This window comes from Streptomyces sp. NA02950 (genome assembly GCF_013364155.1).
Classification (GTDB): domain Bacteria; phylum Actinomycetota; class Actinomycetes; order Streptomycetales; family Streptomycetaceae; genus Streptomyces.
In genome coordinates, this window is sequence record NZ_CP054916.1 from 6,919,004 (window position 1) to 6,931,902 (window position 12,899).

General features: G+C 72.8%; 16 protein-coding genes. 12 read left to right on the plus strand and 4 right to left on the minus strand.

Annotated elements, in window-relative coordinates:
- Positions 1 to 161: 161 nt before the first annotated feature.
- The 4 genes from HUT19_RS43355 to HUT19_RS30430 form a co-directional block, all read right to left on the minus strand.
- A complete protein-coding gene (locus HUT19_RS43355) occupies positions 162 to 560 on the minus strand; it encodes a methyltransferase domain-containing protein (protein ID WP_254885867.1) in 399 nt (132 codons plus the stop codon).
- Between the two features lie 75 nt (positions 561 to 635).
- Entirely contained in the window at positions 636 to 788 is a 153-nt protein-coding gene (locus HUT19_RS43360) for a hypothetical protein (protein ID WP_254885868.1), read from the minus strand.
- A gap of 88 nt (positions 789 to 876) precedes the next feature.
- Positions 877 to 1,509, minus strand: coding sequence for a TIGR03085 family metal-binding protein (locus HUT19_RS30425; protein WP_176183514.1), 633 nt, complete (start codon positions 1,507 to 1,509; stop codon positions 877 to 879).
- Positions 1,510 to 1,586: 77 nt separating this feature from the next.
- Entirely contained in the window at positions 1,587 to 2,564 is a 978-nt protein-coding gene (locus HUT19_RS30430; RefSeq protein ID WP_176183515.1) for a hypothetical protein, read from the minus strand.
- 221 nt (positions 2,565 to 2,785) lie between these two features.
- On the opposite strand from HUT19_RS30430, the gene hisI reads away from it, so the two are divergent.
- The 12 genes from hisI to HUT19_RS30485 all read left to right on the plus strand — a co-directional run bounded on the left by hisI (position 2,786) and on the right by HUT19_RS30485 (position 12,794).
- Entirely contained in the window at positions 2,786 to 3,151 is a 366-nt protein-coding gene (gene hisI / locus HUT19_RS30435) for a phosphoribosyl-AMP cyclohydrolase (RefSeq protein ID WP_176183516.1), read from the plus strand.
- A 31-nt stretch (positions 3,152 to 3,182) separates the two neighbouring features.
- Positions 3,183 to 4,694, plus strand: a complete 1,512-nt coding sequence (locus tag HUT19_RS30440) for an anthranilate synthase component I (protein ID WP_176183517.1) — start codon at positions 3,183 to 3,185, stop codon at positions 4,692 to 4,694.
- A gap of 149 nt (positions 4,695 to 4,843) precedes the next feature.
- A complete protein-coding gene (locus HUT19_RS30445; protein WP_176183518.1) occupies positions 4,844 to 5,512 on the plus strand; it encodes a TIGR02234 family membrane protein in 669 nt (222 codons plus the stop codon).
- A 152-nt stretch (positions 5,513 to 5,664) separates the two neighbouring features.
- The gene (locus HUT19_RS30450) at positions 5,665 to 5,904 is read left to right on the plus strand and encodes an HGxxPAAW family protein (RefSeq protein ID WP_176183519.1); all 240 of its coding nucleotides are present in this window, start codon (positions 5,665 to 5,667) and stop codon (positions 5,902 to 5,904) included.
- 222 nt (positions 5,905 to 6,126) lie between these two features.
- Positions 6,127 to 6,528, plus strand: coding sequence for a DUF2752 domain-containing protein (locus HUT19_RS30455; protein WP_254886244.1), 402 nt, complete (start codon positions 6,127 to 6,129; stop codon positions 6,526 to 6,528).
- A 157-nt stretch (positions 6,529 to 6,685) separates the two neighbouring features.
- Positions 6,686 to 7,495 carry an indole-3-glycerol phosphate synthase TrpC gene (trpC, locus tag HUT19_RS30460; protein ID WP_176183521.1) on the plus strand — a complete coding sequence of 270 codons (810 nt, stop codon included), beginning with the start codon at positions 6,686 to 6,688 and terminating at the stop codon, positions 7,493 to 7,495.
- A gap of 6 nt (positions 7,496 to 7,501) precedes the next feature.
- Positions 7,502 to 7,654: a tryptophan biosynthesis modulator TrpM gene (gene trpM / locus HUT19_RS44375; protein WP_368661717.1), complete on the plus strand. Its 153-nt coding sequence runs from the start codon at positions 7,502 to 7,504 to the stop codon at positions 7,652 to 7,654.
- A gap of 217 nt (positions 7,655 to 7,871) precedes the next feature.
- Positions 7,872 to 9,212, plus strand: coding sequence for a tryptophan synthase subunit beta (gene trpB / locus HUT19_RS30465; protein ID WP_176183522.1), 1,341 nt, complete (start codon positions 7,872 to 7,874; stop codon positions 9,210 to 9,212).
- Positions 9,212 to 10,027, plus strand: a complete 816-nt coding sequence (gene trpA / locus HUT19_RS30470; protein WP_176183523.1) for a tryptophan synthase subunit alpha — start codon at positions 9,212 to 9,214, stop codon at positions 10,025 to 10,027. Before trpB ends, trpA begins: the two co-directional genes overlap by 1 nt.
- 57 nt (positions 10,028 to 10,084) lie before the next feature.
- Complete coding sequence (locus tag HUT19_RS30475) at positions 10,085 to 10,879, plus strand: thioredoxin domain-containing protein (RefSeq protein WP_176183524.1); 795 nt, start codon at positions 10,085 to 10,087, stop codon at positions 10,877 to 10,879.
- 71 nt (positions 10,880 to 10,950) lie between these two features.
- Entirely contained in the window at positions 10,951 to 11,895 is a 945-nt protein-coding gene (gene lgt / locus HUT19_RS30480; RefSeq protein ID WP_176183525.1) for a prolipoprotein diacylglyceryl transferase, read from the plus strand.
- Between the two features lie 167 nt (positions 11,896 to 12,062).
- The gene (locus HUT19_RS30485; protein ID WP_176183526.1) at positions 12,063 to 12,794 is read left to right on the plus strand and encodes a VIT1/CCC1 transporter family protein; all 732 of its coding nucleotides are present in this window, start codon (positions 12,063 to 12,065) and stop codon (positions 12,792 to 12,794) included.
- Positions 12,795 to 12,899 lie beyond the last annotated feature (105 nt).

Consider the following 12,899-nt stretch of genomic DNA (forward strand, 5'->3'; position numbering starts at 1 on the left):
CCGGGCCGCCGAGGTGGCGGCGCACCTCGGGGTCGGTCCACAGCAGGGACACCATGGGGACGTCGGCGGCCTCGACCGGGCGCAACAGCAGCCGCTCGGTGGTCAGGGAGACGGGCCAGGGATACGGGCCAGGAGGGCGGGACGCGCGGACGACGACATGATCAGAGCTTGTCCCACACGAGCGAGTAGCGCCGCAGGACGTGGCGCCGGAAGCGACGGCCGGGCAGCAGTCGGTGGGCCTCCCGGCGGACCTGCCACCAGCTCATCCCGGGCCTCCGGACGGGCATCCCGTCGGGGCTCGTCTTGCCGCCGTTGCGCCGGGCGCGCAGGCGGGCCGACGGGACACCGGCGCCGCTGATGATCCAGTCCAGCGGGGTGCGGTTACGGGCCAGGCCGACGATCATCAGACGTCCGCCCGGCGCGAGCAGCCGCACCATGGCGCGCGCCGCCGCCGCGAACTCCATGGGGTGGACGACGGCGACCGCGCTGACGAAGTCGTACGTGCCCGCGGGGAGCCCGGCCTCGGAGGCGTCGAGGAAGTCCGCCTCCAGGTATGACACACGGGGGCGGGGGCGGGCCGTGCGGAGCGGCCGACCGGGCCGGCCGGATCATCTCCGCGGACCGGTCCACGCCCGTCACCTCGGCCGCCCGCCCGCCCGCCCGGCCGGCTTGCGGGCGAGCAGGCCGTCGCCGCAGCCGAGGTCCACGGCTCTGCCGCAGCCGTCCGGTACGGCGTCGAGCACCAGCGGGTGGTAGTGGACGTTGTGGTTCCAGTCGGTCCGGGACATCGCGTCACCCCAAGCGGCGCCGAGCGGTGGCCGGGGTCGGTCCTCGGATAGGGCGGAACCGGTCCTGAGCTATGGCCCAGTCCGGTCCTCAGATACCGAGCGGGGCGGACCGCGCCGCCGCCACGGCCTCCTTGTCGCCGTCGAGCTCGACGCGTGCCGCGTCCTGACGGCCGTACAGGAACAGCGCCAGCTCACCCGGTTCACCGGTGACGGTGACCACCGGGGTGCCGCGGTGCGCCACCGCCGTACGGCCGTCGGGGCGGCGCAGCACCAGACCCACCGGGGACCGGCGGCCGAAGACCCGGGCGGCGCGCTCGACCCGGGACCAGAGCACATTGGCGAAGACCGGATCCACCTCGCGCGGCGCCCAGTCCGGCCGGGCCCGGCGGACGTCCTCGGCGTGCACATAGAACTCGAGGCTGTTGGCCGCCTCGTCCACCTGCTTGAGCGCGAACGGCGACATCCGCGGCGGACCGGTGCGGAAGAGCTGGAGCAGTTCCTCGTACGGCTTCGCCGCGAACTCGGCCTGCACCCGGGCCAGCCGCGCGGCCAGCGGCTTGATCAGCAGCCCGCCGGCCGCGTCCGCGCGGCGCTCGCGGACCACGAGATGGGCCGCCAGATCGTGGGTGGACCAGCCGTCGCACAGCGTCGGGGCGTCGGGGCCCGCGCTCTCCAAGAGGTCGGCGAGGAGCAGACGTTCGCGCTTCGCATGAGTGGACATAACGCCCACCCTACGGCCGCCCCCCGGGCCCGCCGCGTCAACCGCCGACCGGCGTGCCGGGACCGCGGACACCGGGGCTACTTGGGAAGCGGCTTGTGCAGCTTGGCGCCGTCCAGGCCCGAGCTGAGCGTGAGCGCGCAGGAGACCTTGTCCTCACCCTGGACGGAATAGGTGCCCAGCGCCGGGTAGAGCGCGTAGTAGTAGTAATTCCGCCCGTCGTTGGGGATCTTCTTCAGCCGTGTTCTGGCGTCCGCCCCGCACAGTGTGAGGGCCTTCTTCTGGATCGCCTTGTCGGAGGAGAAGTCACCGGTCAGCGTCTCGTTGGCGATCACCTCGCCGTCGTGCGCGGCCGAGCAGGAGCGCTTCTCGACCTTGCTGACGCTGCTGTCCATCGCGGGGTGGTCGAAGCAGGTGCCGGGTGACAGCACCACGAAGGGCACCCGCCCGCCGGGGTCGGCGGACTCGGAGGCGTCCGGGGAGGTCCCGGAGTCCGGATCCCCCTTGGGCGCCTCGCCCTCGCCCACCGGGGCCCCCTCGCCGGGGTCCTCCGTGCCCGAGGGGCCGGAGGGCGAGGCGGACGGGGACGACGGGGCGCTCCGGGAGGCCGAGGAGCGCGGGGTCCCGTCGGCCGACGCCTTGTCGCCGTCGCCGTCGTCGCCCTGGGAGCCGAGGGCGATCGCGCCGACGACCACCGCCACGGCCACCACCGCCGCGACGGCGATCGCCGCGACCTTGGAGCCTCCGCCGCGGGGCGGAGGGGTCGGTATGGAGCCCGGCGGGAGGGTGCCCGGCGGGAAACCGCCGGGCAGTGGACCGCCGGACGGCGGGCCGAAGGCGCCGAACCCGCCGCCGGGCGGCAGCGCGGGCTGTGCCGACGGGCCGGGCTGTCCCGGCTGTCCCTGCTGGGGCGGCGGTGGGCCGAAGCCCTGCTGCGGCTGCTGAGGTGGCCGTGCCTGGGGCGGCTGTGCCTGCTGCTGTGGGTCCTGAGGCGGCGGCGGGCCGAACCCCCCGCCGTTTCCAGGCCGGTTGGCGTCGTTCGGCGGCGGAAACGTCATGTCCGAAGCATGCCCCATCTCACCGACATCCCGGCCATCGGCCCCGGTGATACCGGCCAGGCCGGGACGGTACGGCCGCCGCACCCGTCGCGTACCCCCGGCGCGGGCGCACCCACGGCTACCCCACGGATACCCCACCGACACCCCATGGCCGCCGCCCCGGGTGATCACACCGTGAGATCGTCCGCGGGACCACCCGCCCGGCCGTGCAGAATGGTCGCATGACCGGCTCCGACCGCCCCTCCGCCCTCGACCCGGCCGTCGCCGCCCGCCTCAAGCGCGGCGCCGACGGGCTCGTCCCCGCCATCGCCCAGCAGTACGACACCGGCGAGGTGCTGATGCTCGGCTGGATGGACGACGAGGCGCTGCACCGCACCCTCACCTCCGGCCGCTGCACCTACTGGAGCCGCAGCCGCCAGGAGTACTGGGTCAAGGGCGACACCTCCGGCCACGTCCAGCTGGTCAAGTCCGTCGCCCTCGACTGCGACGCGGACACCATCCTCGTCCGGGTCGACCAGGTCGGGGCCGCCTGCCACACCGGCGACCGCACCTGCTTCGACGCCGACGTCCTCCCGCTCGGCCAGTAGCCGGGCCCCGCCCCCACTAGGCTCCTCAGCCATGACCCAGGACGCTGCCACGATGGATCTCGAGACCTTCCGCAAGCTGGCGGCCGACCGCCGCGTCATCCCCGTCAGCCGCAAGCTGCTGGCGGACGGCGACACCCCCGTGGGCCTCTACCGCAAACTGGCCGCCGAGCGCCCCGGCACCTTCCTCCTCGAGTCCGCCGAGAACGGCCGCTCCTGGTCCCGCTACTCCTTCGTCGGCGTACGCAGCGCCGCCACCCTCACCGAGCGCGACGGCCGCACCCACTGGCTGGGCACCCCGCCCGTCGGCGTCCCCACCGAGGGCGATCCGCTCCAGGCGCTGCGCGCCACGGTCGAGGCCCTGCACACCCCCCGTGACCTCGGCGGCCTGGTCCACCTCCCGCCCTTCACCGGCGGCATGGTCGGCTACCTCGGCTACGACATCGTCCGCCGGCTGGAGAAGATCGGCGAGCACGGCCGCGACGATCTGCGGCTGCCCGAGCTGACCATGCTGCTCACCTCGGATCTCGCGGTGCTCGACCACTGGGACGGCACCGTGCTGCTGATCGCCAACGCGATCAACCACAACGACCTCGACACCGGGGTCGACGAGGCGTACGCGGACGCCGTGGCACGGCTCGACGCGATGGCCGCCGACCTGGTCCGCCCGGTGGCCACCGACCCCACCGCACTGCCCGCCTCCGAACTTCCCGAGTACACCGCGCTGTGGGGCGGCGAGGACTACATGGCGGCCGTCGACGACATCAAGGAGCGCATCCGGGCGGGCGAGGCGTTCCAGGTCGTCCCCTCGCAGCGGTTCGAGACGCCCTGTGCTGCCTCCGCGCTCGACGTCTACCGGGTGCTGCGCGCCACCAACCCCAGCCCCTACATGTACCTCTTCCGCTTCGAGGGGTTCGATGTGGTGGGCTCCAGCCCGGAGGCGCTGGTCAAGGTGGAGGACGGCCGGGCGATGGTGCACCCCATCGCCGGGACCCGCCCCCGCGGCGACACCCCGCAGGAGGACGCGGCGCTCGCCGAGGAGCTGTTCGCCGACCCCAAGGAGCGGGCCGAGCATCTGATGCTGGTCGACCTCGGCCGCAACGACCTGGGGCGGGTGTGCGAACCCGGCAGCGTCGAGGTCGTCGACTTCATGTCGATCGAGCGCTACAGCCACGTCATGCACATCGTCTCCACGGTCACCGGCGCCCTCGCCGACGGCCGCACCGCCTTCGACGTGCTCACCGCGTGCTTCCCCGCGGGCACCCTCTCCGGCGCCCCCAAGCCGCGCGCCATGCAGATCATCGAGGAGCTGGAGCCCAGCCGCCGCGGGTTGTACGGCGGCTGTGTCGGCTATCTGGACTTCGCGGGCGACTCCGACACCGCCATCGCCATCCGGACCGCCCTGCTGCGCGACGGCACGGCCTATGTCCAGGCGGGCGCGGGCGTGGTGGCCGACTCCGATCCGGCGGCCGAGGACGCGGAGTGCCGCAACAAGGCGGCGGCGGTGCTGCGGGCGGTGCACACGGCCAACCGGCTCAGCCGCTGACCTGTGGTCTGAACGGAGGCCGTGCGCCCCGGGCAGGCGCCGTGCGCCCCGGGCGATTCCCTGGTCGCCACCGGACGTATCGGTGCGGAACGGGTCATCCCGTACCCCCGGGGCCAGGGCTCCGTACCCCGTGGGGGATAGTGGTACGCGTGAGTGCAGCAGCCGTACCCCAGCCCCGGGCCGAGAACGAGCCCTCCGCCCCCGTCGCGCGCGGCCGCCGAATCAGCCTTGCCGTCGGCCTGCTCGCCGGCGCCCTCGGCGCCGCACTCGTCCTGCTGGCCACCAGCCGCACCTGGGCCGAGGGCACGGCCTCGGTCGCCCAGGGCACCCTGCCCCAGCGGGCGAACGGCGACGACATCACCGGGCTGCCGGGCGCGCTCGCGGTCGTCGGGCTCGCCGCCCTCGTCGCCGTGTTCGCCGTGCGCCGGGTCGGCCGGTACGTCGTCTCCGGACTGCTCGCGCTCACCGGCGCGGGCATCGTCGTCGCCTCGGCGCTCGGCGCGTCCGACAAGGCGGCGCTGGAGGAGAAGGCGGCGAAGGCGACCGGACTCACCGACGGCGTCATCCACGACGTGGCGTACACCCCCTGGCCCTGGGTGGCCATGGCGGGCGGGGTGCTGCTGCTGCTCGCGGGGCTGCTCGCGCTCGGCTACGGCCGCCACTGGCCCGCGATGTCCGGGCGGTACGAGCGCACCGGCGGCGAGGGGCGCGCCCGGGCCCGCCGCGGCGCCCGCCCCGCCCCCGACCCCGAGCGCCCCGAGGAGCTGTGGAAGGCGCTGGACCGGGGCGAGGACCCCACGGCCCGGCAGGGCGCGTAACGGCGTCCGGCCGGCGTCCGGCCGGGGATGTGAGCCGGGGTCACGTCCAGCGGCACCCCCGCTCAAGGGAACTTCGCGCGTCGGGGACAATGACGTGGGAGCGTTCGCCCCGGGCGCCCGGACCAGGCGCAGTACAGCTACGAGGAGTATTCATGGCGGGTCACAACCACGGACACACCCCGGCCGCCTGGACCGGTGTCACCATCGCCTTCATCGGCTTCTGCGTCGCCGGTGCCTTCACCGTGCTGGCCAACCCGATCGGTTTCTGGGCGGGCCTGGTCATCGTCGCGCTCGGTGGTGTGGTCGGCATGGCGATGCGCGCGGCCGGGCTCGGGATGCCGAAGGCGCAGCCCCACCCGCGGCCGCGCCCCGAGGCGCAGACCCAGCAGTAGCGGACGCCGGGCGCGGCACGGGGCCGTCCTGACGCGTACGGCGGCCGGTCGCTCCCTCAGCCACCGGCCATCGACCCCGTACGGCGCAGGTACCCAAGCCCTGAGCCGCGCCTTCGTCGATCAGCGGGCAGACTCGGCGGTGTGAGCGCACCGTCGCCGGCCGCCCCGGACCCGGTTCCGCCGCCCGCCCCGCCGCCCGGCGCGGGCGGTGCGGTACGGCGGCTGCTCGCGCCCCTCGGGGCGCTCGCGGGCGCCGTCGCCGCCTTCGGCTACGTCGGCGCCGTCGACCCGCACGAGCCGGGCCACTATCCGGTCTGCCCCCTGCTGCGGCTCACCGGTCTGTACTGCCCGGCCTGCGGGGGCCTGCGCGGCGCCCACGCCCTCGCCCACGGCGATCTGCCCGCCGCGCTGCGCGACAACGCCCTCGCCGTCCTCTGCTACGCCCTGCTCGCGGTGTGCTGGGCGGTGTGGTGTGCCAGGGCCGTGGCGGGAGGGCGGTTCACCGGTCCGGCGCGGGGGCGGCCGTACACCCCGCGCGGCTGGCAGGTCCGGGCGTTCCTCGGGCTCGTGGTGATCTTCACGATCGTCCGGAATTTCCCGTTCGAGGGACTACTGACGCCGTGACCGTTGTTATGTATGTCCATGTGGTGGGACTCGGCGTCAACCGGATGCGAGACCCGGCTCTTGTGACAGCTACCATCGCAGTGCCTGGTGCAGCGGTTTTCCGCCCCACCGGCGCCGACCATCTGCTTCATCCCCATCCGGGAAGGGGGCCGCTCGCGTGAGTGTGCTCGACGAGATCATCGACGGAGTCCGTGCCGACCTCGCGGAGCGGCAGGCACGCGTCACCCTCGACGAGCTCAAGGAGCGGGCGGCCAGGGCGCAGCCGGCCAAGGACGGTGTGGCGGCCCTCAAGGGCGACAGCGTCAAGGTGATCTGCGAGGTCAAGCGGTCCAGCCCGTCCAAGGGCGCGCTGGCCGCCATCGCCGACCCGGCCGGGCTCGCCGCCGACTACGAGGCGGGCGGCGCCGCCCTCATCAGCGTGCTGACCGAACAGCGCCGCTTCGGCGGATCGCTGGCCGACCTCGAGGCGGTCCGCGCCAAGGTCGACATCCCCGTGCTGCGCAAGGACTTCATCGTCACCTCCTACCAGCTGTGGGAGGCGCGGGCGTACGGCGCGGACGTGGTGCTGCTGATCGTCGCCGCGCTGGACCAGGAGGCCCTGGTCTCCCTCATCGAGCGGGCCGAGTCGATCGGGCTGACCCCGCTGGTCGAGGTGCACGACGAGGAGGAGGTCGCGCGGGCGGTGGACGCCGGGGCGAAGCTCATCGGCGTCAACGCGCGCAATCTGAAGACCCTCGAGGTGGACCGCGGCAACTTCGCCCGGGTCGCACCGGAGATCCCGGACAACATCGTGAAGATCGCCGAGTCCGGGGTGCGCGGGCCGCACGACCTGATCGCCTACGCCAATGACGGCGCGGACGCCGTGCTGGTCGGCGAGTCCCTGGTGACCGGGCGCGACCCGAAGGCCGCCGTCGCCGACCTGGTGGCCGCGGGCGCCCATCCCGCGCTGCGGCACGGACGGGACTGACGGATCATGGAGACGTACGCACGCTTGGCCCGGGGGTGCCGTCCCCGGGGCTGCCGCGCGCCCGCACGGCGGGTGCGCGGGCGGCGCGTGCGCTATCACATCGGATGCGAACCGGGACAGATCAACGGGCGCCGATGGCGGCGTACGGCGCACCGCTGACACCGGCAGGGGTGCCGTGGGCCGTACCGCGCCGCGGCTGTGAGCCGTCCGTCCGTCCGGACACCGGGGATCCCCGCGATCTCGGCGATCTGGCGGTTCTGGCGGTTCCGGCGGCCCCGGCCGGGTGACGTACCGGCCCCTGCCGCCCCCGCACCGGCGGCGGTGTGCCCGTCCCGCGTTGTGATCGTCATCCATCGAGACCTGCGGAGTACAGCGAATGTCCTCTGATTTCTTCATCCCGGACCCGGAGGGTCGGATCCCCAGCGCCGAGGGGTATTTCGGCGCGTTCGGCGGCAAGTTCATCCCCGAGGCACTGGTCGCCGCGGTGGACGAGGTCGCCGCCGAGTATGAGAAGGCGAAGGCCGATCCGGCGTTCGCCGCCGAACTCGAAGACCTCCTGGTCAACTACACGGGGCGGCCCAGTGCCCTGACCGAGGTGCCGCGGTTCGCCGAACACGCGGGCGGCGCGCGGATCTTCCTCAAGCGGGAGGACCTCAACCACACCGGTTCGCACAAGATCAACAACGTACTGGGCCAGGCCCTGCTCACCAAGCGGATGGGCAAGACCCGGGTCATCGCCGAGACCGGGGCCGGACAGCACGGGGTGGCCACGGCCACCGCCTGCGCCCTGTTCGGGCTCGAGTGCACGATCTACATGGGCGAGGTGGACACCCAGCGGCAGGCCCTCAACGTGGCCCGGATGCGGATGCTGGGCGCCGAGGTCATCGCCGTGAAGTCCGGCAGCCGCACCCTGAAGGACGCCATCAACGAGGCGTTCCGCGACTGGGTCGCCAATGTGGACCGCACCCACTACCTCTTCGGCACCGTGGCCGGACCGCACCCCTTCCCCGCCCTGGTGCGCGACTTCCACCGGGTGATCGGGGTGGAGGCGCGGCGGCAGATCCTGGAGCGCACCGGCCGGCTGCCCGACGCCGTGGCGGCCTGTGTGGGCGGCGGTTCCAACGCGATCGGGCTGTTCCACGCCTTCCTGCCGGACGAGAGCGTGCGGATCGTCGGCTTCGAGCCCGCCGGGCACGGGGTGGACAGCGGTGAGCACGCCGCCACCCTGAGCCAGGGCGAGCCCGGCATCCTGCACGGCTCCCGGTCCTACGTCCTCCAGGACGAGGAAGGGCAGATCACCGAGCCGTACTCGATCTCGGCCGGGCTGGACTACCCCGGCGTCGGCCCCGAGCACGCCTATCTGAAGGACGCCGGCCGCGCCGAGTACCGGGCCGTCACCGACGACGGCGCGATGCAGGCGCTGCGGCTGCTGTCGCGGACCGAGGGCATCATCCCGGCGATCGAGAGCGCCCACGCGCTGGCCGGGGCACTGGACCTCGGCCGGGAGCTGGGCCAGGGCGGCCTGATCGTCGTCAACCTCTCCGGGCGCGGCGACAAGGACATGGACACCGCGGCGCGGTATTTCGGGCTGTACGACGATGAACAAGGCAGCCGAGACGCAGCGGAGGTGGGGGGTGCCGGGCGAGGAGCGAGCGAGGCGCACCCGGCCGCGGCGGAGTCGGGGCGCGGTGCGAACGACCAAGGGGGAGCGAAGTGATGGCCGGAAATCTGGAGCTGCTGGCGTCCGTCCTGGGACGCGCCAGGAACGAGGGGCGTGCCGCGCTCGTCGGCTATCTGCCCGCCGGATTCCCGACCGTCGACGGCGGGGTGGCCGCCATGACCGCCATGATCGAGGGCGGCTGCGATGTGGTCGAGGTCGGGCTGCCGCACAGTGACCCGGTGCTCGACGGACCGGTGATCCAGACCGCCGACGACATCGCCCTGCGCGGCGGGGTGAAGATCCGCGATGTCATCCGGACCGTCGGCGAGGTGCACGCGGCCACCGGTGCGCCGGTCCTGTGCATGACGTACTGGAACCCGGTGGACCGCTACGGCCCCGAGCGGTTCGCCGCCGATCTGGCCGAGGCCGGGGGAGCGGGGTGCATCCTGCCCGATCTGCCGGTCGAGGAGTCCGAGGTGTGGCGGAAGGCCGCCGAGCAGCACGGTCTGGCGACCGTGTTCGTGGTCGCGCCCAGCAGCCGGGACGAGCGGCTGGCGAAGATCACGGCGGCGGGCAGCGGCTTTGTCTACGCGGCCTCCCTGATGGGCGTCACCGGCACCCGGGAATCGGTGGGCCTGGAGGCCCGTGAACTGGTGGAGCGCACCCGCGCCACCACCGAACTGCCGGTGTGCGTGGGGCTCGGGGTGTCCAACGCGACACAGGCGGCGGAGGTCGCGGCGTTCGCGGACGGGGTCATCGTGGGCTCGGCGTTCGTGAAGCGGCTGCTGGAGGCCGAGGACCACGAGGCCGGGCTCCATGCGGTGCGCGAGCTGGCGGGTGAGCTGGCCGAGGGCGTTCGCGTCGCTCGTTAGAGGGAATCGCGGGGCGGAGGAGCCCAAGCGTGCTCCTCCGCCTCGTTAGGCCCGGGCGTGAGCCAGAAAAACCGTGAGGGAAAGCGCAGCGCCCGTGAGCGGCTGCGGGAACAGCGCGAGAGGGACAGGGCGCGCGACAAGCGGAAGCGGACGATGGGCGCCGTCGGGGCGGTCGTCGTGGTGCTCGCGGTGGCCGCGGGGGTGGGCATGTTCGCGTCCAGGACCACCAAGGACTCGGGCAAGTCCGGCAGCTCGGTGGAGCCGCCGCGGGGCGCGGTCGGCAAGGGCGGCATGGTGATCGAGACCGGGAAGTCCGCGAAGCCGGGACAGCCCGCCCCCTCGACCCTGACCGTCTACGAGGACTTCCGCTGCCCCGGCTGCAAGCAGTTCGAGGACGTCTTCCGCGGCACGCTGCACCAGCTCCAGGACACCGGCCGGCTGAAGGTCCGCTACCACCTGGTGACGATCATCGACGGCAACATGGGCGGCAGCGGCTCGCTGAACGCGGGGAACGCGGCGGCCTGCGCCCAGGACGCGGGGAAGTTCCGGGCGTACCACGACGTGCTCTACAAGCATCAGCCCGATGAGACCCGCGACACCTATGCGAGCAAGGACCGGCTGATCAAGCTGGCGGGCACGGTCCCGGGGCTCGACACCCCCGCCTTCCGCTCCTGCGTCGAGGACGGCCGCCATGACGGCTGGGTGAAGAAGTCCAGTAACACCTTCAACCACTCCGGCTACGCCTCGACCCCGACCGTGCTGCTCAATGGGAAGTCGGTCTATGGCAATCCGAACAAGCCGCTGAGTCCCAACAAGCTGAAGCGGATGGTCGCTGCGGCGGCCCGGGGGTGAGCCCGTTATGCAGCCGTTGTGCCGGGCGGGTTGTGGTATTCGCCGCCCGGCACGGTAGCGTCGACTCTGTCATGGACCTCGCTTACATTCCCAGCCCGTCGTCCGGCGTGATCTATCTCGGTCCGATCCCGCTGCGCGGCTATGCGTTCTGCATCATCATCGGTGTCTTCGTGGCGGTCTGGCTCGGCGGCCGGCGCTGGGTCGCCCGGGGCGGCAGGGTCGGCACCGTTGCCGACATCGCCGTCTGGGCGGTGCCCTTCGGCCTGGTCGGCGGACGTCTGTACCACGTCATCACCGACTACGAGCTGTACTTCACGGACGGCCGGAACTGGGTCGACGCGTTCAAGATCTGGGAGGGCGGCCTCGGTATCTGGGGGGCCGTCGCACTCGGTGGGGTGGGCGCCTGGATCGGCTGCCGCCGCCGGGGGATCCCGCTCCCGGCCTACGCGGACGCCATCGCGCCCGGTATCGCCTTCGCCCAGGCGATCGGCCGCTGGGGCAACTGGTTCAACCAGGAGCTCTACGGCAAGGCGACCACGCTGCCCTGGGGCCTGAAGATCGACGCCGACGCGGACGCGGGCCGGGTGGCCGGTACGTACCACCCGACGTTCCTGTACGAGTCGCTGTGGTGCGTCGGCGTCGCGGTGCTGGTGATCTGGGCGGACCGGCGCTTCAAACTGGGGCACGGCCGGGCGTTCGCCCTCTATGTCGCCGCGTACACGGTGGGCCGCTTCTGGACCGAGTACCTGCGGGTGGACGACGCCCACCATGTGCTCGGGATGCGGCTGAACAACTGGACCTCGATCGTCGTCTTCATCGGCGCGGTCGTCTACATGGTGCTCTCCGCGAAGCGGGCCCCGGGCCGGGAGACCGTGGTCGAGCCCGCGGCCGTCGAGGACGGGGCGGACACTCCCGAGAGCGCCGAGAGCGCCGAGAGCGCCGAGAACGCCGAGGGCACCAAGGCCGCGAAGGACACCGACACCACGGTGTCCCCGGAGGCGGAACCCTCCAAGTAGCGCACCGCATAAGGCCGCCGGACCCATCGGGTTCGGCGGCTTTAGCGTTTCCGCAGGTCAGAGAGGTAAGTTCGGCCTTCCTTGCTGGCGGGACAGGGGAATTCGCGCGTACCTTCGAACTGTTGGGGTGAGGGCGGAACGCCCTCCGCGAAGGGAGTACTTCTCAGATGTCCGTCATTGACAGCGCCGCGTCACCGCATATCGCCCACCGGGACAACCACACCCACCGGGACGTGAACGGCGGCTGGCTGCGCCCCGCCGTCTTCGGTGCCATGGACGGTCTGGTCTCCAACCTCGCCCTGATGACCGGTGTCGCGGGCGGGGCGGTGGACCGCCAGACGATCGTGATCACCGGCCTCGCGGGACTCGCGGCCGGTGCGTTCTCGATGGCCGCGGGCGAGTACACCTCCGTCGCCTCCCAGCGCGAGCTGGTCCAGGCCGAGCTGGAGGTGGAGCGGCGCGAGCTGCGCAAGCACCCGGTGGACGAGCTGGAGGAGCTGGCGGCGCTGTACGAGTCGCGGGGCGTGGAGCCGCGGCTCGCCCGTGAGGTGGCCGAGCAGTTGTCGAGGGACCCCGAGCAGGCGCTGGAGATACACGCCCGCGAGGAGCTGGGGGTGGACCCGGACGATCTGCCGTCGCCGACGGTCGCCGCGGTGTCGTCGTTCGGCTCGTTCGCGCTGGGCGCGCTGCTGCCGGTGCTGCCGTATCTGCTGGGCGCGGTGGCGCTGTGGCCCGCGGTGGTGCTGGCGCTGATCGGGCTGTTCGTCTGCGGTGCGGTGGTGGCCCGGGTGACCGCCCGGAGCTGGTGGTACAGCGGGCTGCGGCAGCTGGCGCTGGGCGGCGCGGCGGCCGGTGTGACCTACGCCCTGGGAACCTTCTTCGGAACCGCCGTAGGCTAGTCATACGGCCTTCCGCATCATTATTCTGTTACTCCACGGTTTCGAACCTTTCGCATGCGGGCATAAAGCCGTAACGCGCGGGCAGTGTCGCCCGCCTTCCATCGC

What these genes read in the sequence shown, in the direction of transcription:
- hisI (WP_176183516.1), top strand. Translation starts at nt 2,786, where the DNA reads ATGACCGGCTCCGACCGCCCCTCCGCCCTCGACCCGGCCGTCGCCGCC.
- HUT19_RS30440 (WP_176183517.1), top strand. Translation starts at nt 3,183, where the DNA reads ATGACCCAGGACGCTGCCACGATGGATCTCGAGACCTTCCGCAAGCTG.
- trpB (WP_176183522.1), top strand. Translation starts at nt 7,872, where the DNA reads ATGTCCTCTGATTTCTTCATCCCGGACCCGGAGGGTCGGATCCCCAGC.
- HUT19_RS30485 (WP_176183526.1), top strand. Translation starts at nt 12,063, where the DNA reads ATGTCCGTCATTGACAGCGCCGCGTCACCGCATATCGCCCACCGGGAC.
- trpA (WP_176183523.1), top strand. Translation starts at nt 9,212, where the DNA reads ATGGCCGGAAATCTGGAGCTGCTGGCGTCCGTCCTGGGACGCGCCAGG.
- lgt (WP_176183525.1), top strand. Translation starts at nt 10,951, where the DNA reads ATGGACCTCGCTTACATTCCCAGCCCGTCGTCCGGCGTGATCTATCTC.
- HUT19_RS43360 (WP_254885868.1), bottom strand. Translation starts at nt 788, where the DNA reads ATGTCCCGGACCGACTGGAACCACAACGTCCACTACCACCCGCTGGTG.
- HUT19_RS30425 (WP_176183514.1), bottom strand. Translation starts at nt 1,509, where the DNA reads ATGTCCACTCATGCGAAGCGCGAACGTCTGCTCCTCGCCGACCTCTTG.
- HUT19_RS30430 (WP_176183515.1), bottom strand. Translation starts at nt 2,564, where the DNA reads ATGACGTTTCCGCCGCCGAACGACGCCAACCGGCCTGGAAACGGCGGG.
- trpM (WP_368661717.1), top strand. Translation starts at nt 7,502, where the DNA reads ATGGAGACGTACGCACGCTTGGCCCGGGGGTGCCGTCCCCGGGGCTGC.
- HUT19_RS30450 (WP_176183519.1), top strand. Translation starts at nt 5,665, where the DNA reads ATGGCGGGTCACAACCACGGACACACCCCGGCCGCCTGGACCGGTGTC.